A 22084-nucleotide genomic window follows, 5' to 3' on the forward strand; every position below is an offset into this window, starting at 1 on the left:
GATAGCCTGCACCCGTGACTGACACGCGCGCTCTCGGCTTCACCGTGCCGGCATCTCTCGGAGGTTCGGACGAGCTACGCCGCCGCGGGCTGCGTCGCATGCGCACGCTGGCGACGAGCCTCCTGGTGCTTGCCGCGATCGTCTATGCCCTGACGTACGGGGAGGAGGGTGCGCTCGGCTACGTCAACGCGGGCGCCGAGGCCGCGATGGTCGGTGCGCTCGCGGACTGGTTCGCCGTGACCGCGATCTTCAAGCACCCGCTCGGCCTCCCGATCCCGCACACGGCGCTGATCCCGAAGCGCAAGGACGCCCTTGGTGCGAGCCTGCAGGAGTTCGTGTCGGACAACTTCCTCAACGAGTCCGTCGTACGCGAGCGGGTCGAGGCCGCGCGGATCAGCTTGCGGATCGGGCAGTGGGTCTCGCGCCCCGAGCACGCCCGCCGCCTCGTCGACATCGGTTCGCGGGTGCTTCGGGACGGGCTCGCGCGCATCAGCGACGACGACGTGGCAGCGATCGTCCGCGAGGTCGTCGTCCCGCGCCTCAAGGCCGAGGAGCTCAGCCCCGCCGCGGGTCAGGCGCTCGGCGAGATCGTCCGCGATGGTGCTCACCACGGGCTGGTCGACATCGGCGTCGAGGAGATGCACCGCTGGCTCCTCGAGAACCAGGAGACCGTCGAGGGGATGGTCGCCGACCGTGCTCCGTGGTGGACGCCCCAGTGGGTCGACGACAAGATCTCGACGCGTCTCTATCGCGAGGCGCTGTCGTGGGTCGACGACGTCCGCTCCGATCCCGAGCACCGCGTACGCCAGTCCCTCGACGCGTTCCTCGTGACGCTCTCCGAGGACCTGCAGCACGACCCGGCAACGATCGCGCGTGCCGAGGCCCTGAAGGAGCGTGTGCTCTCGCAGCCTCGCGTCGTCGACGTCGCGGTTGCCCTGTGGAGCGGCCTGCGCCACGCGCTGCTCGACTCGCTCGACGACTCCGCAGGCATGCTGCGCAGCCGGATGGAGACGATCCTGCGTGAGGCGGGGGAGCGGATCGCCACCGACACCGAGCTCCAGACGCGCCTCGACCGGATGCTCAGCGACACGGCGGCGTTCGTCGTCACGAACTACGGCGACGAGATCGCCACGGTGATCTCCGAGACCGTCAACCGGTGGGACGGGCGCGAGGCGTCGCGCAAGATCGAGCTGCACGTCGGTCGCGACCTGCAGTTCATCCGGATCAACGGCACCGTCGTCGGCGCACTGGCCGGCGTCGCCATCCACGCCCTCTCGCACCTCCTCTGACTGTCCCGTCCCCGATTCGGGCACTTCCGCACGCGATCGAAGGCCCTCTCGGTGGTGAACTGCCCGAATCGCGGACGAGAGGCCCCGTAGGCTGGGCGCGTGAGTGAGAGATTCGCCTCCGTCGAGGACGTGACCGAGCGCTTGGCAGAGTCGGGCTACCTCGCGTCGCCGTCCGTCGCGACCACCGTGTTCCTGGCCGACCGGCTCGACAAGCCACTGCTCGTCGAAGGGCCAGCGGGAGTCGGCAAGACCGAGCTCGCACGTGCCGTCGCGCAAGCCACCGGAGCCGACCTCGTACGCCTGCAGTGCTACGAGGGCGTGGACGAGGCGCGGGCCCTGTACGAGTGGAACCACGCCAAGCAGCTCCTGCGGATCACCGCCGGCCGCGGCGAGACGTGGGACGAGACGCGCGACGACATCTTCACGGACGAGTTCCTGCTCGCGCGGCCGCTGCTCCAGGCGATCCGCTCCGCGCTCCCGAGCACGCTGCTCATCGACGAGGTCGACAAGGCCGACCTCGAGATCGAGGGCCTCCTGCTGGAGGTTCTGAGCGATTACGCGATCACCGTCCCAGAGCTCGGGACGCTCACCGCGCACCATGCGCCGTTCACGGTGCTGACCTCCAACGCGACCCGCGAGCTCAGCGAGGCGCTGCGGCGACGCTGCCTGTTCCTGCACATCGACTTCCCGGAGCCCGAGCTCGAGGAGCGCATCGTCCGCAGCCGCGTGCCCGGGGTCGATGACGTCTTGTCGGCCTCGCTCGTCCGCGTCGTCAACGCCCTGCGCCGCATCGACCTGCGCAAGGCGCCGTCGGTCTCGGAGAGCATCGACTGGGCCCGTACGCTCCTCGCGCTCGGCGCCGACACCCTCGACGAGGCGATCGTGGGCGATACCCTCGGCGTCCTGCTCAAGCACACCGACGACATCGCCCGCGCCCGCAAGCACCTGCAGCTCGACGCGGCGGACGCGCGACGATGAGCGGGGGGTCTCGACAGGCTCGACCGACGGGGGAGGCTCGACAGGCTCGACCGGCGGGACAGGCTCGACCGGCGGCGGGTGACAGCCTTCCCGCGCGGCTGGTCGCGATGGTCGAGTCGCTGCGCGGCCACGGCCTCGTGGTCGGCACCAGCGAGACCGTCGACGCCGCCCGCGCGATGCAGGTCCTCTCGCTCGCCGACCGCGACCTGCTGCGCGAAGGCCTGGCGGCCTCGCTGATCCGTCGTACGGGGCAGCGTCGGGTGTTCGACGCGGTCTTCGACGTCTACTTCCCCGTGGGCGTCGGTGCGCGCGAGAGCGAGGGCGAGCGCGCGCGGCCCGACACGGTCGAGACCTTGCGAGACGCCCTCGTCGACGCCTTGGCGCGGGGCAGCAGCGACGCCCTCGATCAGGTCGCCGCCTCGGCAGTCGAGGCGCTCGCGCAGGTCCAGGGCGGCGACGGCCCGGGGATGGCCGGGTCCGGCTGGTCCGCGCGCCAGACCCTCGAGCAGCTCCGACCACAGACCACGATCGTCCGCGCCCTGGCCGCCCGTGGCAGCAGCGAAGGGTTCGTCGAGCGCCTCGACCGGGACGAGATCCGCCGCGACGTCGACCGGTTCCGCACGCTCGTCCAGACCGAGGCGACCCGACGCACGGCGGAGGTCCGCGGCCGCGAGCGCGTCGCGAAGTACGCCGTACGGCCGGACGCGGAGCAGGTCGAGTTCCTCTCCGCCAACCGCCAGCAGGTCCTCGAGCTGCGTCGTACGGTCCAGCCGCTCGCCCGGCGCCTCGCCACCCGCCTGTCGGCGCGCCGCCGTCGCCGCAACCGTGGCCAGGTCGACATCCGACGGACGCTGCGCCGCTCGATGTCGTACGGGGGAGTGCCGCTCAAGCCGGCGTACGAGCACCGGCGCAAGGCGCGCCCCGAGCTCGTCCTGCTCTGTGACGTGTCGGGATCGGTCGCCGGGTTCGCCGGGTTCACCATGCTGCTGGTGCAGGCGTTGCGCGACCAGTTCAGCAAGGTGCGCGTCTTCGCGTTCGTCAACCACACCGACGAGGTCACTGAGCTGGTCACCTCCGGCGAGGCAGACCCGGCCGCGCTCGCCGAGCGCGTGATGGCGAACGCCAACGTCGCACCGTGGCACCCGTCGAGCGACTACGGCCGGTCGCTGCGCTCGTTCGTCAGCCGGTACGGCGCCGTGCTCGGACCCCGTACGAGCGTGCTGATCCTCGGCGACGGGCGCAGCAACCACCTCGACCCCGACCTCGACGCGCTGCGCGAGATCACCGCCCGCGCGCGGCGGACCTTCTGGCTCAACCCCGAGCACGAGAGCCGCTGGGGGCTCGGCGACTCGGTGGCGCCGGCGTACGCGCAGATCGTCGACATGCACGAGTGCCGCACGGTCGACCAGCTCTCGGGCGTGGTCTCGCGGCTGCTGCCGGTCTGAGTCAGGCGTCGATCGGCCGCGGGTCGTGCGGGTGCTCCGAGTCCGCCGCGAACGCCCGCTCATAGATCGCGTAGATCAGCGCCGCCTTCGCCGCGTTGTACGCCGTCACCGTCGCGAAGTCCTGGTGTGCGAGCGCCGACTTGAGAGCCCCGTACGCCTCGCGGTCGGCCACGTCGCCGCGCAGCCGGTCACGGAAGAGCAGGTGCCTGTGTGTCTCACGCGAGTCGGGCCCGAACACGTGGAGGTTGACCATGGGTACGTCGAGGCGCAGCATCCGGTGCTGTTCCCACTCCGGCTCGCGAATCCGCAGCACGAAGCCCGCCCGCTCGAGCGCCGGTACGTACGACGTCTCGTCCGCCGGATCGGCGACGACCAGATCGATGTCGATGACCGGTTTGGCGGCGAGTCCGGGGACCGCGGTTGACCCGACGTGCGCGAGCGCGACCACCCCGTCGCCGACGGTGTCGCGGACCGCCTGCGCGACCTGCACGTACGTGAGCGGCCACGCAGGGTCGTACGGGACGACAGTGACGCCTCCCTCGACCTTCGGCTCTGCTCCGGCGACGAACGCCTCGTCGGTCGTCTCCTGGTCGGGGACCTCGTACGGGCGCCAGAGGGGGTGGGTGCTCACGAGCCGATCGTACGGACGGCTTCGACGAGGAGGATCAGCGCAAGCGTCGCGTACACGCACGCGGCGACCACCGTCAGACCGGTCCCGGCGCGGCCGCGCGAGTCGAGGGCCCGTCCGAGGCGCCCGGCGACGATGCCGATCGTCACGTCGCAGACCAGGCCGACCACGAGGAAGAGCGTGCCGAGGGTGAGCATCTGGACGACGGTGCTGCCGTGGCCTGCGACGACGAATCCCGGGAGGAACGCGGCGAAGAACACGATGACCTTCGGGTTCGTCAGGTTCGTGAGCGTCGCCCGGACGAGCACGTCGCGGGTCGCGGGGACCTCGCCTGCTTCCGAGGTGTGGGAGAGGCCTCGGAGGGTGTCGACGGCGAGCCAGCCGAGGTAGGCCGCGCCGACGAGCTGGATCACGACGATGATCTCGGGGTTGAGGCGCAGCAGCGCGGCCAGGCCGAGCGCCGCCGCCGTCACGTGGACGACCATCCCGCACGCCATGCCGAGCGCCGAGACGACGCCGGCCCGCGGCCCGTGCCGCAGTGCGACGGCCGCGATGTAGGTGTTGTCCGGCCCCGGCGCGATCGTCACGGCGACGACGGCCAGGACGAAGGCGGGGAGGACGGACGGATCGACCATCGTTCTATTGTAACGCTTTTCAGCATGATGAGCGTTACACTCTCCGTATGCACGCTCTCGAGTCGGACGACCTCGTCACCCTGGTGAACGAGTGGGGCACCCGACCCCGCGAGGAGGCGGGCGAGGGCGATGAGGCGTTTCCGGACCCTCGTACGGCCGGCCTCGCCGCCAGCGAGGACACCGACGTCCTCGTCCGCACCGCCGACCGCCTCCACCCCGTCTTCGCCGCGCCGACACCGCGCGATCGCGTCCGGCAGCTCGACCGGCTCATCGCCGAGACCGGCGTGACCGTCCACCTACGAAGCGACGACGCCGGGCATGCCCACGAGGAGTGGGTGCCCGCGCGATCGGCCGACGCGTTGCTGGTCGCCGCCCTGCGCACGCTCGCCGACGTGGTGGTGCTCCGCGGGGCGCAGACGATAGGGGTGTGCGGCGGTCAGGAGTGCGTCGACGCCTGGATCGACAGTCCTCGTGGTCGACCGCGACGCTATTGTTCGACGCAGTGCGCGGGGAGGGCTCGCGTTGCTGCCCACCGCCGTCGATCGCGAGAGGACGCACGATGAGCGCGCTCCCGGAGCCCGTGTGGCCGGTGGTCGTGCTGGCGCTGATCAGCGCCGCCGACGCCGTGATGTGCATCAAGCCGGCGGCCTTCGTCCGCGAGTGCCTCGCCGACGTCCGGTTCCCTCAGCGGTTCTGGAGGCTTCTCGCGCCGGTCAAGGCCGCCGCGGCCGCCGGCCTCGTCGCCGGCATCTGGATCCCGTACGTCGGCATCGTGACGGTCGCCGCCTTGATCGCCTACTTCCTCGTCGCGATCTCGATGCACGTGCGCGCACGTGACCTCGGCCGCAACCTGTTCGTCAACGCCACAGGCATGCTCGTCCTGTGCGTCGGCACGCTCTGGTGGTCGTTCCTGTGAAGTACGAGGTCAAGGTCGACGTCAAGGCGCCACCCGAGGTGCTGTGGTCGGTCCTTGCCGACCCGAGCCACTGGCCGCTGATCAGCGACAGCTTCATCAAGGTCGAGCCGCAGGGCGCGGGTGGTCTGGAGCTGGGTGCGGTCTATCTCGTCCGGCAGCCGAGCATCCGGCCTATGAAGTGGACGGTGACCGAGCTCGAGCCCGGCACGGCGTTCACCTGGCGGATGTCGGTGCCGGGAGTGACGAGCACCGGCGCGCACCGGGTCGTCGCGCAGCCGGGGGGCTCGCGGCTCGAGCTGGTCCTCGAGCAGACAGGCTTGCTGTCGCGGGCGATCTCGGCGATGGGCGGTGCGCACTATCGCGCGCTCGTCGACCGTGAGGCCGCGACCTTCGCCGGGGCTGCGGAGCACCGCGCGCGCTGACGCCGCCTGCTCGGTCGACCGACCGCCGTGGTTAGTGTGGCCGGATGAAGACGACCGGCAGCACCGACCCGTTGCTCGGGTCTCGCGTGCACATCGCCGTGAAGGCCGCCGTCGCGGCCGCCGTGGCGTGGCAGGTCGGCAACTTGGTGCCGCCACCGGTCGGCGACTACGCCTACTACGCGCCGCTCGGCGCCGTCCTCGCCGTGCACCCGAGCGTCGCAGCCTCGCTGCGTGACTCGGCTCACCTGTTCACTGCCCTCGTCATGGGAGCGAGCGTGGGTGCCGGGTTCCATCTCCTCCCGGTCCCTGGCTGGGCGGCGATCGGGCTCCTGGTGCTGGTCGCCGTGCTGCTCGGCGGCTGGGACCGCCTGGGAGACCAGCGCAGCTGGGTGATCACGGCGGCGCTGTTCACCTACATCCTGGGCAACATCGACACCTCTGACTTCGTGTCGGGGCTCGTCGGGCAGGTAGCGATCGGCGCCGCCATCGGCTTCACCCTCATGCTCCTCCTTCCGCCGGTGCCTGTACGGGTGTCCGTGAAGCGGCTCGAGAACGTCGCGGACCTGGTCGCCGACCAGCTCGACGCGCTCGCAGACGCGCTCGTGACCACGCGGGACGATGAGGGAGCGCCGTGGCACGACCTCCCGCACGAGGTCCAGCCCGAGGCGCTGCGCCTGCGGGAGAGCTACGCCGCGCTCGACGACGCGCTGCGCGGCAACCTGCGTGCGGGCAGGTGGCGCGCGGTCGTCGCCCAGCAGCGCAGGACCGCGGACGTCATCGAGCGGGTCGCCGACCTGGCCGAGAACCTCACCTTCATGATCAGCGAGGTGCAGCAGTCGGACGGTCCGTGGCTGCGCCCGGGCGGGGATGCCGCGCGGACCGTCGCCGACACCCTCCACGACCTCGCGGCGGTCGTTCGTACGCTCGCGCGCGACCAGCAGGTGGCCGCAGCCGACGCCGCGACCGTGACGCGCTCGGTCGAGCGTGTCTCGGCTCTCGTGGCACAGTCCCTCGACCGCGGCGAAGAGGCCTTCCCTGGTGCGGCCGTGGTCGTCTCGCTCCGCCGGATCCTCGGTGCGCTGCCGGTCACCGAGGGCGCCGAGCCGCCGCCCGGCATCAGGCCGCTGTCGGCACCCGCCTGGCCACCGGGGCGGCGCCGTCGCTCACCCGGCCGTTGACGCGTCTTGTCAGCGCTCGACGGCCGAGCCACGCCGTTTGGCCTGCTTGCGGAACTCCTCCATGAAGACCTTGCGGATCATCGCGCTGTCGAGGACGCCGCCGACGCCCTGAAGCTCGCCCTGCGTGAGGCGCTCGCACACGCGTGTCCACGCGTGACCGACCGCGTAGGTGAGCGTGCCGGCGACGGCCGCGCTGATCGTGCCACCCACGATCGTCCCGGCGCCTGGGATCAGCTTCACCAGGCTCGTGACGGCCGTACGCCCAGCGACCGTCGCCGCCGCGGTGGCGGCCAACGACGCCGCCGTCGAGCGCTCCAGGCTCAGCCCGTACGTGTTCGCGATCGAGGCCATCATCGTGATCTGGATCGGGACGAGGACAGCCGCGTCGGAGAACGGGATCGGGCTGGCTCCGGCGGTCCCGGCTGCGCTCGTCGCGACCTTGATCGCGTCACCAGCCCGCTTGCGCTTGCGGGCGAGGTCGATGCGCTGTGCCGCGGTGATCGCCTCGGCTACTCCTTCTGGCGCACAGCGAAAGGTGGCATCGAGCAGCTCCAGGAGCCCGTGCGCGTCGTGCCCGGAGAACGGGTCACCGACGGCCATCGTGAGGAAGACCTTGCTGCGGTGGACCGGAAGCTCGCGCGCCTCGATCTCCGCGGCGAGCGCCAGTGCGTCCGGGTGGATGCGGCCGCCGACCTGTGGGACCTGGGTCATCACGAGCATGACCGGAACCCCGAGCCGCGCGAGCGCGCGGACGAACTCGGCCTCGGTGTCCTCGAAACGCCGGTCGCCTGCCCGTACGCAGAACCACGCGACGTGGAGCTGCTCCTCGAGCGGGCGTCGTCGCATCCGCGAGACGTGGTCGGCGACCTCGGCGAGGATGGCGTCGTTGTCCACGCCGACCTCGAGCCCACGGGTGTCGAGCACGCCGAGGGTGCCGCTGCGGTGGAGATAGAGGTGCTCCTCGCGGGTCACCGGCTCGCCGATGCCCGTGGCGGCGATGTCGTCGCCGAAGATCGCGTTGACGAGCGTGCTCTTGCCGACGCCCGTCTTGCCGAAGATCGCCAGGTTGAAGCGTCCCAGCTTGCGCTGCTCGTTCTCCCAGGCTCCACGGAAGGCGTCGGCGAACCAGCGGTCGGTCGGTGTCTCGGGCACGTGACCAGCCTGCCAGAGGCGCAGTCACCTCACTGCGCGACGACGACCGGTCGCCGCAGGCGTCGTGGAGCGCGCAGGCCGATCGCGAGCCCGGCGACGACGACTGCGACGCCGACCCATACGAGCGCGCTCGGAACGTCTCCCGTGACGACGACACCGACGGCCGCCGCGGCGACGGGGGCGAGTCCGGTGAGCAGACCTGCGGCCGCGCTCCCGACGCGCGCCACGGTCGCGTACCAGAGCACGAAGGCGACCGCGGTCACCAGGACGGACAGGTACGCGATTGCGGCCCAGTCCGCCGCGTCGAGGCGTCCGGCGGCGGTGGGGCCTTCCGTGACGAGTGCCAGCGCGGTGAACATCAGCGTCCCGATCACCACCGAGTGCACCGAGACACCCCATGGCCCGAGCCGAGGGAGCAGGGGGACGGCGAGAAGGGTGAAGGCCGCCTCGCATGCCAGCGCGAGCACGGCCCACGCGACACCTGCGCCGTCGGTGCGGCCTCCCCCTTGGACGAGGACGCTCCCCGCGGTGACGACCACCGCCGCGACGAGGATCCGGGCCGTCGGTGAGCGTCCCTCGAGGAGCGGGCCGACGACGCCGAGCACGACCGGGACTGAGGCGACCGCGACGGCGATGGCCGCGGGCTCGGCGTGCTCCGCGCCTCGGACGAGCGCGACGTTGAAGAGGACGAGCCCGGTGGCCGCGAGCAGACCGAGGAGGGCCCACTCGCGCCCTCGCGGCAGCGGGACGGGACGGCCCAGGATCCGGGCGATCCCGACGAGGACCGCAGCCGCGGCGGCGTACCGGAGAGCTTGCGGGGTCATGAGCGGTGCGTCGGTCAGGACGTGCGAGACGGCGACGCTGCCGCCGACGAGCGCCATGCCGAGGGCGCCAGGCAGGTATGCGGAGGCGTGGGGTGTGCTCGCGAGGTGCATACCTCCAGCGTCGAGGCCACAATGGACCGGTGGCCAGGTCCAAAGACTTTCCGTACGAGGAGACCAAACCGGGCGCGGACTTCCTCGGGCTCGACCTGACGGGCGTGGCGTCGGGGTCGCTCGCGACGTACCTCGCGGCGCAGATCCGCGAAGCGGTCCTCGATGGTTCGCTGCCGATCGGCGCTCGACTCCCGGCGTCCCGGACCCTCGGCCAGGACCTCGGCGTGTCTCGCGGGGTGGTCACCGAGGCATATCGGCGACTCGCCGACGAAGGGCATGTCGAGGGGCGCGGGCGGGGCGGGACGGTCGTCGTCTCGAGCCCCGTACAGCCAACGCCTGCGGCCGGTGGACGGGCGGCTTCACCGATCGCCGGCGCCGAGACGGCGGTATTCTCCGATCTCGACGGCGCCGACTTCGTCGACCGGCTCCGTGCCGCTCCCGCCCGGATCGACCTCTCGCCCGGTGTACCCGACCTGACGGCCTTCCCGAGAGCCGCCTGGCTGCGCGCCGAGCGGGAGGTCCTGACCGGCCGGAGCGCCGCCGACCTCGGGTACGGCGACCCGCGTGGGACCGCTGCTCTGCGCACCGCGGTCGCGCGCTGGCTCGCCCGCAGCCGGGGCATCCGCGTCGACCCCGACGAGGTGCTCGTGGTGGCGGGCGTCGCACAGGCGTTCTTCCTCCTGGCGCACGTGCTCCGCGACGAGGGGGTCGTCAGGATCGGCGTCGAGGACCCGGGCTCGTTCGGCGCGCGGCAGCAGCTGCGTCGCCAGGGGGCCGACGTGGTCTCGGTGCCGGTGGACGACGACGGCGTACGGGTGGATGCCCTGCGGTCGAGCGGGGTCGGAGCCGTGATGCTGACACCGGCGCACCAGTTCCCGACCGGCGTCGTGCTGAGTGGGCCGCGCCGCCGCGACCTGGCCGGATGGGTCGCCGACGGCGGGCTCGTGGTGGAGGACGACTACGACGCCGAGCACCGCTACGACCGAGCGCCCGTGCCCGCGCTGCGCGGCACGCTGGGTGAGGCCGTCGCCTACGCTGGCAGCGTCTCGAAGCTTCTCGCGCCGGCGCTCCGTACCGGATGGCTGCTCGTCCCGCCGCGGCTGCACGCGCGCGTGCTCGCCCTGAAGCGCGACGTCGATCTCGGCAACCCCGTCCTCGGCCAGCTCGTCCTCGCCGCGCTGATGGAGTCGGGGGCGATGGAGCGGCACCTGCGGATCTTGCGGTCCCGCCACCGCCGGCGCCGCGACGCGATGGTGGCCGCCCTGGCCGAACGGCTCCCCGAGGCGCGTGTGCAGGGCGCGGCGGCGGGCCTGCACCTCGTCGTGACCTTGCCCGAGGGGATCGACGACCGGGCGGTCGCGGAGGAGGCGCTCGCCGGGGGAGTCAAGACGCACCCGCTGTCGTTGCACCGCCAACGGCCCGGCAGGCCTGGGCTCGTGCTCGGCTACGCGGCCAACGGGGCGGGCGCGGTCGACGACGGGATCGCCGTCGTCGCCGAGGCCGTACGGGGGGTACTGGACAAAACATGAGGGGAACCTCAGATACTGGGGGGGTGCAGCCACGTGAGATCACCTTCCCCTCCGTCGACGGACGGCGACCCTCGACGCCCGCCGTCCGGGGCGTCCTCGCCGATGCGACCCGCGACGTCGACCCGGACCTTGCGGACGACGTCGCCGCGGCGTCGTCGTGGCGCGCCGACTACGTCGGCCTGGTCGGACGCGCGACGGCGGCGTCCGCGCAGACGCCCAAGGCCGCGCTCGCGATGGCGCAGGCGGGCCTGAGGTCCGTCCACGAGCGGATGGTCGTCTCCGGGGCGGGAAGCGAGGTTCCGCTACGGGACTGGAGTGGTGACGGCGAGCCGTTCGCGACCGAGACCGTACGGGGCACGGCTCCTCGTGTGCCGGAGCTGCGCGTGCCGTACCGCGGACGCTCCCTCAGTGGCGGAGCCCTGCGCGACCAGCTCGCCCGGTGGCAGGCCGACGGGATCGTCGAGCCGTCCTTCGCCGAGGCGGTCGGAGAGGTCGTGGACCACCCCGAGTGGCTCGCGCTCGGCGGCCGTACGGTCGCCCTGCTCGGCGCGGGCGCGGAGATGAGCCCGCTCGGCCCGCTGTGCACGTGGGGCGCCGACGTCCTCGCCGTCGATGTCCCGGCCGCGCGTGTCTGGGACCGGGTGCGCGAGACCGCGGAGGGCGGTGCCGGCACTGTCTCGTATCCCGTCGAGGACGGCACCGCGGGGGCAGACCTGGTCTCGCGGACCGGCGACGTCCTCGCCTGGCTCCGGGAGGCGCATGACGCACGCGGTGAGGGGAGCATGGTCGTCGGGATGCACGCGTACGCCGACGGCGGCGCCCACGTCCGCGTCACGGCCGCCGTCGACGCGATGCTCTCCCGACTCACCGACGAGGACCCGGGCACCGCACTGGCCTACCTCGCGACACCCACCGACGCGTTCGTCGTGCCGGCCGACGTCGTGGCCGCAAGCACGCAGGCGTTCCGCGAGCGCGGCGCCGTCCGCTGGCTCCAGGCACCGTTGCGCGTGGCGAGCCGTGGACGGCTGTTCCTCCCGAACTATGCGACCGTGCTGCCGGACGGCACCGGTGTCGCCGACATCCTCGTCCCTCAGCAGGGCCCGAACTACGCGATGGCGAAGCGGATCCAGCGCTGGCGTGGCGTGGTCGCCGAGGACGCCGGGCAGCGCGTCTCGTTCAACGTCGCTCCCGCGACCTGGACGCGCTCGGTGACCAAGAACCGCCTGCTCGCAGCCGCCTACGCAGGGGCGCACCGGTTCGGCGTCGAGATCTTCGCACCGGGCACGACCCGCACGCTGATGGCGGCGCTGCTCGTCCGCGACCTGAACCGGCCCGTCCCGGTGCGCGAGCACCCCGAGGAGCTCTTCGCCGACGGCGCGGCGCACGGGGGCCTTTGGCGTGTCGCGTACGAGCCGCGCTCGGCGCTCGGCGTGGCTGCCGTCGGTGGGCTTCCGTCCACGCTGCGACGCCGCTGAGAGCGCCGCAGGCGCGGCCGCCGAGGCTTGTCGGACCCTTCCCGTACGCTCACTGGCACGTCGGCGGAGAGGAGCGGTCACGTGTTCGTGCTCGAGGGTCACGTGGTCTGGAGTGCGTCCGACCTGACGCTCGCCTCGGAGTGCGAGTTCGCGTTCCTGCGCAGCCTCGACGCCCGTCTCCGGCGGGCTGCGCCGGTGGCGGCCGGCGACGACGCGATGCTGAGCCACATCGCCCGGTTGGGCGACGCTCACGAGGCACGTGAGCTCGACCGGCTCCGGCGTGCCCTGGGGGCGGACGCGATCACCGAGATCGACCGTGTCGGTCCGCCGACCGTCGAGCGGCTGCGTGCGTTGCAGGAGACGACGCTTGCCGCCCTCTCGTCCGACGTCCAGGTGGTCTCTCAGGCCGGCTTCTTCGACGGCGAGTTCCACGGCTACGCCGACTTCGTCGAGCGCGGTGACGACGGCTGGGTGGTGTGCGACGCCAAGCTCGCCCGAGAGGCCCGGGCCAAGGCCCTGCTTCAGCTCGCCGCCTACGCCGACCAGCTCGAGCGCGCGGGCCAGCCGGTCGCCGCCACGGTCGTCCTGCTCCTCGGCGACGGCCGCAAGGAGTCGTTCCCGCTCGCCGAGGTGCTCCCGGTCTTCCAGGCCCGCCGAGAGCGGCTTCGTCGGCTTGTCGCCGAGCACCACGCCGAGGACGGACCCGTGGTGTGGGGCGACGAGCGCTATGTCGCGTGCGGTCGCTGTGAGGCGTGCGCCGAGGCAATCGCTGCCACCGGTGACGTCCTCGTGGTCGCAGGGCTGCGTGTTGACCATCGCAAACGGCTGCGTGCAGCCGGCATCTCCACCCTCGACGCGCTCGTCGCGTCCGCCGAGCCACCTCCTGGCATGCCGCAGGCGGTCTTCTCCCGGCTTCACGCGCAGGCCCGCCTCCAGCAGGCCCAGCGTGACGCGGGGCCCGGCGCCGACGGCCGGCCGCAGGTCACGTACGAGGTCGTCGCCCCGACCCACCTCTCGGCGTTGCCGCCACCGTCGCCGGGCGACGTCTTCTTCGACTTCGAGGGTGACCCGCTTTACCACGAGAGCGACCTGACCGAGTGGGGCCTCGAATACCTCTGGGGCGTGATGGAGGCTCCTGCGCCAGGGGAGAGCCGCGGCCCGTTCCTGCCGTGGTGGGCCCATGACCGCGTGGGGGAGCGGGCGGCGCTGGTCTCGTTCCTCGACTACCTCACCGAGCGGCGCGCGCGCTTCCCTGACCTGCACGTCTACCACTACGCCCCGTACGAGACGAGCGCCCTCAAGCGGCTCGTCGCCCGCTACGCCACCCACGAGCGCGAGCTCGACGCGCTGCTGCGCGCGGGAGTCTTCGTCGACCTGTACGCGGTGGTGCGAGGGTCCGTGCGCGTCTCGCAGCCTTCGTACAGCATCAAGAAGCTCGAGCCCCTCTATATGGGCTCCGACGAGCTGCGCGCCGGCGAGGTCCAGGCCGGCGACGCGTCGATCGTCGAATACCACGCCTATCGCGCGATGATCGAGGACGAACGGCTCGACGAGGCCGCCAAGAGGCTCGCCGAGCTCGCCGACTACAACGAGTACGACTGCCTGTCGACGCTGCGGCTGCGTGACTGGCTCCTGCGGGTCGGCGACGAGGCGGGAGTCGAGCCACGGCCCGCCCCGGTGCCGCTGCCGGCGTTCGACGCCGAGGACGAGGAGCCCGGAGACGACGCGGTGCTGGTCAAGGGCCTGCTCGACCGCGCCGGTCCCGTTGACCGTGGGGAGCGCTCGGCCGAGCAGCAGGCGTACGCAATGCTCGCCGCTGCGCTCGGCTACTACCGCCGCGAGTCGCTGCCCTTCTGGTGGGCGCATTTCGACCGGCTCCGCGCGCCGGCCGACGAGTGGGCGGCATCTCGTGACGTGTTCGTGGTCGAGTCGGCCGAGGTCGTCGAAGACTGGCAGGCCGAGGGCCGCAAGCTCGCCCGCCGCACCCTGCGCCTTGCCGGCGAGTGGGGTCCCGGCACGACGATCGGCAACGGTGACGGGGCCTTCCTCCTGTACGACCTGCCCGGTCCTGAGGGTGGCAAGACGTCGGTCGACGGCATCCGCGCTTACACACCGACGGTCGACGGCATCACGCCCGCCCCGCACGACGGCAACGACACTGACGCCTCCGACGCCGTGCTCGTCCGCGAGAAGGCGACCCGCGCGATCGGCCCGCACCCGTGGCTGCCGACCGCGATCACCCCGGGGCCACCGCCCCCCGCAGAGTCGATCACGGCCGCGATCGGCGAGTGCGCGGCTGCGTCCCTCGGGGGAGCGACGCTGCCCGCCGGACCGGCGTACGACGTGCTGGCACGTCGCACCCCACGGATACGGACACTCGACCGCCTCCCGCAGACAGGGGACGCGGTCGACGATCTCGTAGCGACGCTGCGTGACCTCGACTCCTCCTACGTCCCCGTCCAGGGGCCACCCGGCACGGGCAAGACCCACACGGCGGCGCGGGTGATCCGGCGCCTCGTCGAGGAGCACGGCTGGCGGATTGGCGTCGTCGCCCAGTCCCATGCGGTGGTCGAGCACGTGCTCGACAAGACCGTCGAGGCCGGTCTCGAGGCGGCGCGGGTCGGCAAGCCCAAGGCCAAGACGGCAGTCCCGGCGTGGACACGACTGCCCGACAACGGCGTGGCCGCCTTCCTTGAGGAGTCGGAGGGCACGGGCTGTGTGCTCGGCGGCACCGCGTGGGACTTCACCAACGCCGACCGCGTCCCGCGCGGCTCGCTCGACCTGCTCGTCGTCGACGAGGCCGGGCAGTTCGCGCTCGCGCCGACGATCGGGGTCTCGGTGGCGGCCCAGCGCCTGCTCCTGCTGGGCGATCCCCAGCAGCTCCCGCAGGTGAGCCAGGGCACCCACGGCGAGCCGGTCGACACGTCCGCACTGGGTTGGGTGATGGAGGGGCGCGCCGCGATGCCGGCCGACCTCGGCTACTTCCTCGGCACCACCTACCGCATGCACCCGCGGCTCTGCGAGGCCGTCTCTCACCTCGCGTACGAGGGAGCGCTCACCGCGCACCCGTGCACCTCTGAGCGCGACCTCGCAGGCATCGCGCCAGGCGTGGCGACCCAGCTCGTCGACCACCACGGCAACCGCACCGCCTCCGTCGAGGAGGCCGCAGAGGTGGCGGTGCGTGTGCGGGCGCTGCTCGGTACCTCGTGGAGCCCCGGCGGCGACGAGGCGCCGCGCCCGCTGGGCGAGGCCGACATCCTCGTCGTGGCTCCCTTCAACGCCCAGGTCCACCTGGTGCGTCGTGTGCTCGACGACACTGGCATCGACGGCGTACGCGTCGGGACCGTCGACAAGTTCCAGGGGCAGGAGGCGCCCGTCGTCCTCGTCTCCATGGCGGCGTCCTCACCCGATGACGTGCCGCGAGGGATGGGGTTCCTCCTCGACCGCCACCGCGTCAACGTCGCGATCTCGCGCGCGCAGTGGCGGGCCGAAATCCTCCGCTCCGACGCACTGACCTCCTACATGCCTCGCACGCCCGACGGTGTGCTCGAGCTGGGGGCGTTCCTGCGCGTGTGAGCGGACCATGAAGACGTCGATCGCGTCCTCGCCGTCGACGACGAACCCGTGCGCCTCGTACAGGGCACGGGCTCGGCTGCCTTGGAGGACGTTCAGCCTGAAGGGTCGCTCGTCGCCGTGCTCGGCGAGGGTACGTCCGAGCACCGCTGACCCGATCCCGAGGCCCTGGTAGTCCGCGCGGACGTAGAAGTGCTCGATCCACTGCGCGCCCTCCGTCGGCCGCAGCGCGATGAGACCCGCATCGACGCCGTCGACGACGATGACTCCGGTGTGCGCGGCGTCGAAAGCGTCCAAGAACCGGCGGCGCACACGCACGGGGTCGTACCGCCCGAGCCGCTCCAGATCGTCGCGCATCACCACAGCCCGCAGCTCGGCCATCCACTCAGCGTCCTCGGCTCGGCTTCGGCGCAGCGTCCACCCTGTCGTCACGGCACCATAGAACCAGGTCGCCCGCCGGGCGCGGCCGCGGAGCGACTCTTTGGTCGCGTACCGTATGCGCGTGAGCGATCAGTGGTCAGGCCAACCCTCGAACGGCCCTCAGCCCCCGTACGGACAGCAGCCGCCCCAGGGCCAGCCTCCCCAGGGGGGTCAGCCGCCCCAGGGTCCGCCCCCGCAGGGACCGCCACCCGGGTACGGGCAACAGCCTCCTGGCCCCTACGGCCAGCCCCAGCAGCCGTACGGTCAGCAGCCGCAGCAGCCGTACGGTCAGCAGCCGCAGCAGGCCTACTACGGTCAGGGCCAGCCGCCCACGGGCTCGGAGCCGAAGGGCAAGAACAAGGGCCTCCTCATCGGCCTCATCGGTGGCGCTGCCGTCCTGCTGATCGCCGTCGTGCTGGGCGCCGTGCTCCTGTTCGGTGATGGGGGCGGCGGCGCGTCGAACCCCGAGGACGCCACCAAGGAGTTCATCGCCGCGATCCAGGACGGCGATTGCGAGGCGCTCGTCGCGATCACGACCGACGACTTCCGCAACGGTGAAGGCGCCGACAAGTGCAAGGAGTCCCTGAAGGAAGAGGAAGGCAGCGAGGGCATGCTCAAGGCCCTGCGCGACGCGAAGTTCACCGTGAAGGACACCAAGGTCGACGGCGACGAGGCCACCTCGAAGGTCTCCCTGTCGGTGATGGGGACTTCCGTCGATCAGGAGGTCGAGCTCGTCAAGGAGGGCGGCTCCTGGAAGGTCGACGAGTTCGGCACGGCCGACACGCCTGACGTCGACGACCTGCCCGACACCGACGATCTCCCCGATCTCAACGAGGTCGAGCCGCCGACCCCCTGATCTCGATCGGACCGCACGACCTGACGCGCGCCGCAGCCGAGAAGGCTGCGGCGCGTGTGCAATTCCCCACCATGCCGCCGCTCGCGGCCAGAGACTGGTCCGATGGTGGCCGGGCGAGGGGTCGTGTTGTTGACGCTGGCGTCCGGCCAGTTCCTCATGACCCTGGACAGCTCGGTCATGAACGTCTCGATCGCGCAGGTCGCCGCCGACCTCGACACGACGGTGACCGGCATCCAGACCGCGATCACGCTCTACACGCTCGTCATGGCGGCGTTGATGATCACCGGCGGCAAGGTCGGCACGATGATCGGACGGCGCCGGGCGTTCGCGATCGGGTGCGTCATCTACGGCGCCGGGTCGCTGACGACCTCGCTCGCGCCCAACCTCGCCGTGCTCCTGATTGGTTGGTCGCTCCTCGAGGGCCTCGGGGCTGCCCTGATCATGCCTGCGATTGTCGGCCTCGTGGCCGCGAACTTCCCCTCCGAGGAGCGCCCCCGCGCGTACGGACTGGTCGCGTCCGCCGGCGCGATCGCCGTGGCTGCGGGCCCGCTCATCGGCGGCGCCGTGACCACCTACCTCACGTGGCGCCTGGTGTTCGCCGGCGAGGTCGTCCTGGTCGTCGGGATCCTCGCGCTGACCCGGCGGATCCACGACAGCCGTCGCGAAGGCTCTGTCCGCCTCGATGGGATCGGGTCTGTCCTCTCCGCGACGGGCCTCGCGCTCGGCGTGTACGGCGTCCTGCGGTCGGGGGAGTGGGGATGGGTCCGCCCCTCGCCCGACGGACCGTCCCTCCTCGGGATGTCTCCGACCGTCTGGTTCGTGCTCGGCGGCCTCCTCGTCCTGCGGGTGTTCTTCTGGTGGGAGGCTCGTACGGCCGCCGTGGGGCGTGAACCTCTCGTCGACGTGGCGATGCTGCGCAACCGCCAGCTCACCGGCGGCTTGACGATGTTCTTCTTCCAGTTCCTGGTCCAAGCGGGGCTGTTCTTCACGATCCCGCTCTTCCTGTCCGTTGCGCTGGGTTTGAGCGCGGTCGAGACGGGCGTCCGCATCCTCCCGCTCTCGCTCACGCTCCTGCTGGCGGCGGTCGCCGTCCCACGCCTCTGGCCGGGGGCCTCTCCGCGGCGGGTGGTCTCGTGGGGGCTAGGCGCTCTCCTCGCCGGGGTGACCTCGCTCGTGCTCGCCCTCGAGGCGGGTGCGGGGCCGGAGATCGTGACCGTACCGCTCCTGCTGGCTGGCCTCGGCGTCGGCGCTCTGTCGTCGCAGCTCGGCGCTGTGACCGTCTCGGCTCTGCCCGACACCCTGAGCGGGGAGGTGGGTGGTCTCCAGAACACCGCCACGAACCTCGGGGCATCGCTGGGCACGGCGCTCGCAGGCTCGGTCCTCATTGGCGCGCTGACGGCTTCGTTCATGGGCGGGATCCAGGCCAACTCCGCCGTCTCCGACGATCTCTCGGACCGCGCGGAGGTGAGCCTCGCGAGCGGGGTTCCGTTCGTCTCCGACAGCCAGCTCGAGGACGGCCTGGCGGAGGCAGGGATCCCGACGGCAGAGGCGAACGCGATCGTCGAGGAGAACACCGACGCGCGGATCGCGGGCCTGCGCGCGAGTCTGCTCGTCCTCGCGTTCTTCATCATGGCGGCGCTGTACTTCACCCGGTTGCTGCCGACCGTGCCTGCGGGTGCGCGGACCACCCAGGTGAGCGAGCCGTGACGGGGTGGCGGGGAGGGCCCTGCGTTCGATCGCTGACGACCTGCGGCACCGACATGATGCGCGGCTGGTTCGAGCAACTCAATCGATGGGCCTGAATAACAGGCCCAGTGCCGCGCGCGAGGCACAGGGTGACCCAACAGGTCGAGGTAGGCGCGCATCCAAGAAGGCCCTCCGTGATCAGAAGGATCTGCGTGGCGCTCCCACACATAAAGGTTGCACTAAACCGGGGCGGCTTTCGGCTGAGCTGCGAGGATGTCGGCCATGTTCTGGCGAACTCTGACCCACCCCAGTGTGCGGGGCAGCATTGTCACGTTGGGGATTCTCGCGGCCCTTTCGACCATCCGTCCGATGCCGTGGTGGCTGTGGACCATCTCGGGTGGACTGACCGTTGCGTCGGTCGTCCAGGCCGTGCGAGCCGGAGACGTTGTCGACGCTACGTGAAATGCTCGCGGGGGAGGCCCTAGGCCAGGAGGGGAGGCGTGATGATCGGACGACGCCACCACCTCGTCGTCGACGCACCTGACCCGCAGGGGAGCGCCGCATTCTGGTCGGCGGTGCTCGGCGAGCCGGTCACCTACGACGACGGCGACTTCGTGGTCGTCTCGGTGGACGACCAGACCTCGGGGATGGCGTTCCAGCGGGCGCCCGGACTGCCACCGTCGACCTGGCCCGGCCCGGGGGTGCCGCAGCAGATGCACGTCGACGTCATGGTCGAGGACGTCACCTCCGCGGGGGAGGAGGTGCTCCGTCTCGGCGCCCGAGCGCTGGGGGGTGACGTGTACGCGGACCCGGCGGGCCACCCGTTCTGCCTCGTTCGGCGGCCGTCGTGGGCGACGCCGATCGAGAGTGACTCCGCCAGGTGACGCTGCGGCCGCCCGTGCCTGCAGCAACAGCCTCAAGAGGCAGGCGGGTCGAGACGAATGCCGTCATCCCAGGGGGCAATTCTCTGAAACATGATGTCATCGCGCCATCGCCCGTTGATGTGGATGTGTCCTCGCGACAAGCCCACCTTCTTGAACCCATTCTTCTCCAGCACTCGACACGACGCGGCATTCTCCTCACGCGCAAACGCGTCAACTCGGTGCAGGCCGAGGGAGCCAAAGGCGATCTGCATCGCCTGCCTGGCCGCTTCGGTGGCGATGCCGCGGCCGCTGTACGGCTGTGCGACCCAATAGCCGAGTGAACAGCTCCGAAAGGGAGCTTGGAGGATGTTGTTCAGACTCACTCGCCCCACCAGACCTCCGTCCTCGAGGACTACTCCCGACCACATACGACCGCTCGTACATTCGCGCAGAGTGGTCTCGATCGCGTCAGCCTGACCGCTGTCCGTGTAGAAGGCATCGGGACGCTGCGGGTCCCAGTGCTTCAGGAAGTCCCGGTCACCCCGATACATCTCGGCGAGGCGTCGGCTGTCGTCACGATCGAGCGCACGGATCACGATGTCGGTCACTGCCCACCCGCCTTCTAGGGGTTTGTCGTTGTCATCAGACACTCTGGCGCTCCCGCCCCGGCAGGTCGTCGCCTGGGGGAGTCCTCGCACGCCGTCGAGGCAGCGGGGCAGGGCGAGGGGAGCGAGGCCGAACCTACACGGGGAGCGGGGACCGTCAGGCCCCACCTCAACTCGGGCGTGGCTGAGGCCCGAGCGGCAAGACGTGTGGGTCCTAGAACGACAGAAATAACAGGCCCAGCGCGACCTTTCGCCGGTGGTGCGCTCCACGAGAGGAGGCCAGCACCATGCCTCGCGCCATACATGCTCAGGGCGTCGCATCGAGGGCCTACAGGGTGGCCGCCGTCGTGTTCTGCCTGGTCCGACAGCCGGCGCGGAAGAGGCGAGCGACAGCACTGCTCCAAGTGGACCCTCCGCGAGGAGAGGCCGTCACAGCGACCGCTAACCTGATGCGACCTTTGGGAGGAAAGACGTGTCGGAGTTGGACCTGTTTCACGTTGCGCGGTGGGAGGATGCCGAGGAGAACGCCGCCCGGTGGCTCCGCCACTGGGGGTATCACGATGCGCTTGCGTCGCCGGGCGGGGCGGACGGCGGGATTGATGTGGTCGCCACCCACGCGGCCGCGCAGGTCAAGTTTCAGGCGTCGCAAGCCGGCAGGCCGGAAATTCAGCGGCTTGTCGGCGCGGTCGGTCGCGCTTCGACCGTTGATCTGTTCTTCTTCTGCGGGTCATCGTTCACGGCTCAGGCAATCAGTTACGCCGATGCGAACCATGTCGCCCTGTTCACCTACGACATCACCGGAGCGGTGCAGCCGGTGAACGGGTGGGCGGTCGAGGCCATGGAACGCGTCAGCGTGCCAGACGCCGACGACGGGGAGGACGTGTACGTCGACGAAGATGCCGGCACCGCGGCCGCTTCCGGCCTGAGGTTCGGCTCGTGGCTGGCGGGAGTCGTCTGCCTGTGGGTCGGCTCGTCTGCCGGTCTGGCCGGTGTCTACGCGGCCGTGGCTGAACGCGAGGGCACCTTCCTGCTTCCGCTCGTGGGGTTGTTCCTCATCCCGGTCGGGATCGGCTCGCTGAGCGTTGCTGTTCAAGCATCGCGTACCCCCCGGATGTGGACGGCAGCCGGCTGGATCGGGTTGCCGTGCGCCGCAGCCGGGATCGCGAAAGGTTTCCAGCTCGAGCCGTCGTTCGCGGCAACGGCGGCCTGCGCGGTCCTGCTGGTGATCTTGGCGAGCTTCGCGTTCTCGCATGTCCGACATGCCGGAGAGTCGACGCCGTGACCATCCCCTGCTGCCGGCGCCGCGGCGCCGGCAGCAGGGGGGATCGATCCCGAAGAGCGGCCGGTAACGGGAGCAGAAAAAAAGGCCCTCCGACACTGGCGAGAGTGTCGAAGGGCCTTGGTCGTTGTTGTGTCCGAGGGGGGACTTGAACCCCCATGCCCTAATACGGGCACTAGCACCTCAAGCTAGCGCGTCTACCTATTCCGCCACCCGGACT

19 protein-coding genes, 1 tRNA gene and 1 pseudogene are annotated in these 22084 nt (G+C 71.2%); 14 read left to right on the forward strand and 7 right to left on the reverse strand.

All coding sequences use genetic code 11. The features are described 5' to 3' along the window. The first annotated feature begins 14 nt into the window (after positions 1–14). The 3 genes from ACFSDF_RS19115 to ACFSDF_RS19125 all read left to right on the forward strand — a co-directional run bounded on the left by ACFSDF_RS19115 (position 15) and on the right by ACFSDF_RS19125 (position 3712). Positions 15–1289, forward strand: a complete 1275-nt coding sequence (locus ACFSDF_RS19115) for a DUF445 domain-containing protein (protein ID WP_243842939.1) — start codon at positions 15–17, stop codon at positions 1287–1289. 99 nt (positions 1290–1388) lie between these two features. After that, positions 1389–2267 carry an AAA family ATPase gene (locus ACFSDF_RS19120; protein WP_377158726.1) on the forward strand — a complete coding sequence of 293 codons (879 nt, stop codon included), beginning with the start codon at positions 1389–1391 and terminating at the stop codon, positions 2265–2267. Between the two features lie 107 nt (positions 2268–2374). Next, complete coding sequence (locus tag ACFSDF_RS19125; protein WP_377158728.1) at positions 2375–3712, forward strand: vWA domain-containing protein; 1338 nt, start codon at positions 2375–2377, stop codon at positions 3710–3712. A 1-nt stretch (position 3713) separates the two neighbouring features. Here ACFSDF_RS19125 and ACFSDF_RS19130 read toward each other — a convergent pair whose 3' ends face one another. Together ACFSDF_RS19130 and ACFSDF_RS19135 are read right to left on the reverse strand one after the other, a co-directional pair. Further along, positions 3714–4343: a GrpB family protein gene (locus ACFSDF_RS19130; RefSeq protein WP_208322332.1), complete on the reverse strand. Its 630-nt coding sequence runs from the start codon at positions 4341–4343 to the stop codon at positions 3714–3716. Then, a complete protein-coding gene (locus tag ACFSDF_RS19135) occupies positions 4340–4975 on the reverse strand; it encodes a LysE family translocator (RefSeq protein ID WP_167002857.1) in 636 nt (211 codons plus the stop codon). The genes ACFSDF_RS19130 and ACFSDF_RS19135 overlap by 4 nt, the downstream gene beginning before the upstream one ends. A 47-nt stretch (positions 4976–5022) precedes the next feature. On the opposite strand from ACFSDF_RS19135, the gene ACFSDF_RS19140 reads away from it, so the two are divergent. Genes ACFSDF_RS19140 through ACFSDF_RS19155 form a run of 4 tightly spaced genes read left to right on the forward strand, consistent with a single transcriptional unit; the run spans position 5023 to position 7491 of the window. Further along, positions 5023–5538, forward strand: a complete 516-nt coding sequence (locus tag ACFSDF_RS19140) for a CGNR zinc finger domain-containing protein (protein ID WP_167002855.1) — start codon at positions 5023–5025, stop codon at positions 5536–5538. After that, a complete protein-coding gene (locus ACFSDF_RS19145) occupies positions 5535–5891 on the forward strand; it encodes a DoxX family protein (protein ID WP_167002853.1) in 357 nt (118 codons plus the stop codon). The genes ACFSDF_RS19140 and ACFSDF_RS19145 overlap by 4 nt, the downstream gene beginning before the upstream one ends. After that, positions 5858–6313, forward strand: a complete 456-nt coding sequence (locus ACFSDF_RS19150; protein ID WP_167002851.1) for an SRPBCC family protein — start codon at positions 5858–5860, stop codon at positions 6311–6313. The genes ACFSDF_RS19145 and ACFSDF_RS19150 overlap by 34 nt, the downstream gene beginning before the upstream one ends. A gap of 44 nt (positions 6314–6357) precedes the next feature. Beyond that, entirely contained in the window at positions 6358–7491 is a 1134-nt protein-coding gene (locus ACFSDF_RS19155; protein WP_167002849.1) for an aromatic acid exporter family protein, read from the forward strand. A gap of 9 nt (positions 7492–7500) precedes the next feature. Here ACFSDF_RS19155 and ACFSDF_RS19160 read toward each other — a convergent pair whose 3' ends face one another. Both ACFSDF_RS19160 and ACFSDF_RS19165 read right to left on the reverse strand, forming a co-directional pair. Beyond that, positions 7501–8643, reverse strand: coding sequence for a GTPase family protein (locus tag ACFSDF_RS19160; protein ID WP_167250892.1), 1143 nt, complete (start codon positions 8641–8643; stop codon positions 7501–7503). Between the two features lie 29 nt (positions 8644–8672). Beyond that, entirely contained in the window at positions 8673–9578 is a 906-nt protein-coding gene (locus ACFSDF_RS19165; RefSeq protein WP_377158732.1) for an EamA family transporter, read from the reverse strand. Between the two features lie 29 nt (positions 9579–9607). Between ACFSDF_RS19165 and pdxR the strand changes: the two genes are divergently transcribed. From pdxR to ACFSDF_RS19180, 3 genes are all read left to right on the forward strand, one after another. After that, a complete protein-coding gene (gene pdxR, locus ACFSDF_RS19170) occupies positions 9608–11107 on the forward strand; it encodes a MocR-like pyridoxine biosynthesis transcription factor PdxR (RefSeq protein ID WP_243845120.1) in 1500 nt (499 codons plus the stop codon). 23 nt (positions 11108–11130) lie between these two features. After that, on the forward strand, positions 11131–12582 hold the full coding sequence (locus ACFSDF_RS19175) for a hypothetical protein (protein ID WP_377158734.1): 1452 nt from the start codon (positions 11131–11133) through the stop codon (positions 12580–12582). An 81-nt stretch (positions 12583–12663) separates the two neighbouring features. Further along, positions 12664–16158, forward strand: a complete 3495-nt coding sequence (locus tag ACFSDF_RS19180; protein ID WP_377158736.1) for a TM0106 family RecB-like putative nuclease — start codon at positions 12664–12666, stop codon at positions 16156–16158. A 36-nt stretch (positions 16159–16194) separates the two neighbouring features. On the opposite strand, the pseudogene ACFSDF_RS19185 reads toward ACFSDF_RS19180, so the two are convergent. Continuing rightward, a pseudogene (locus ACFSDF_RS19185) lies at positions 16195–16536 on the reverse strand (GNAT family N-acetyltransferase); the annotation flags it as partial. Positions 16537–16657: 121 nt separating this feature from the next. Here ACFSDF_RS19185 and ACFSDF_RS19190 point away from each other — a divergent pair. From ACFSDF_RS19190 to ACFSDF_RS19200, 3 genes are all read left to right on the forward strand, one after another. Next, entirely contained in the window at positions 16658–17431 is a 774-nt protein-coding gene (locus tag ACFSDF_RS19190; protein ID WP_208322330.1) for an Rv0361 family membrane protein, read from the forward strand. 123 nt (positions 17432–17554) lie between these two features. Continuing rightward, complete coding sequence (locus tag ACFSDF_RS19195; RefSeq protein ID WP_243842937.1) at positions 17555–19138, forward strand: MFS transporter; 1584 nt, start codon at positions 17555–17557, stop codon at positions 19136–19138. Positions 19139–19620: 482 nt separating this feature from the next. After that, positions 19621–20001 carry a VOC family protein gene (locus ACFSDF_RS19200; protein ID WP_167250906.1) on the forward strand — a complete coding sequence of 127 codons (381 nt, stop codon included), beginning with the start codon at positions 19621–19623 and terminating at the stop codon, positions 19999–20001. A gap of 32 nt (positions 20002–20033) precedes the next feature. Here ACFSDF_RS19200 and ACFSDF_RS19205 read toward each other — a convergent pair whose 3' ends face one another. Continuing rightward, a complete protein-coding gene (locus ACFSDF_RS19205; protein ID WP_377158739.1) occupies positions 20034–20588 on the reverse strand; it encodes a GNAT family N-acetyltransferase in 555 nt (184 codons plus the stop codon). Between the two features lie 469 nt (positions 20589–21057). Here ACFSDF_RS19205 and ACFSDF_RS19210 point away from each other — a divergent pair, with 469 nt between their 5' ends. After that, on the forward strand, positions 21058–21867 hold the full coding sequence (locus ACFSDF_RS19210; RefSeq protein ID WP_167002828.1) for a restriction endonuclease: 810 nt from the start codon (positions 21058–21060) through the stop codon (positions 21865–21867). A 130-nt stretch (positions 21868–21997) separates the two neighbouring features. On the opposite strand, the gene ACFSDF_RS19215 is transcribed toward ACFSDF_RS19210, so the two are convergent. Continuing rightward, positions 21998–22083, reverse strand: a tRNA-Leu gene (locus ACFSDF_RS19215). Position 22084: the final 1 nt, after the last annotated feature.

This window comes from Mumia zhuanghuii, assembly GCF_042681565.1.
Classification (GTDB): domain Bacteria; phylum Actinomycetota; class Actinomycetes; order Propionibacteriales; family Nocardioidaceae; genus Mumia.

Coding starts and splice junctions, on each gene's coding strand:
- ACFSDF_RS19125 (WP_377158728.1), top strand. CDS start 2,375: ATGGTCGAGTCGCTGCGCGGCCACGGCCTCGTGGTCGGCACCAGCGAG.
- ACFSDF_RS19135 (WP_167002857.1), bottom strand. CDS start 4,975: ATGGTCGATCCGTCCGTCCTCCCCGCCTTCGTCCTGGCCGTCGTCGCC.
- ACFSDF_RS19140 (WP_167002855.1), top strand. CDS start 5,023: ATGCACGCTCTCGAGTCGGACGACCTCGTCACCCTGGTGAACGAGTGG.
- ACFSDF_RS19145 (WP_167002853.1), top strand. CDS start 5,535: ATGAGCGCGCTCCCGGAGCCCGTGTGGCCGGTGGTCGTGCTGGCGCTG.
- ACFSDF_RS19155 (WP_167002849.1), top strand. CDS start 6,358: ATGAAGACGACCGGCAGCACCGACCCGTTGCTCGGGTCTCGCGTGCAC.
- ACFSDF_RS19165 (WP_377158732.1), bottom strand. CDS start 9,578: ATGCACCTCGCGAGCACACCCCACGCCTCCGCATACCTGCCTGGCGCC.
- ACFSDF_RS19200 (WP_167250906.1), top strand. CDS start 19,621: ATGATCGGACGACGCCACCACCTCGTCGTCGACGCACCTGACCCGCAG.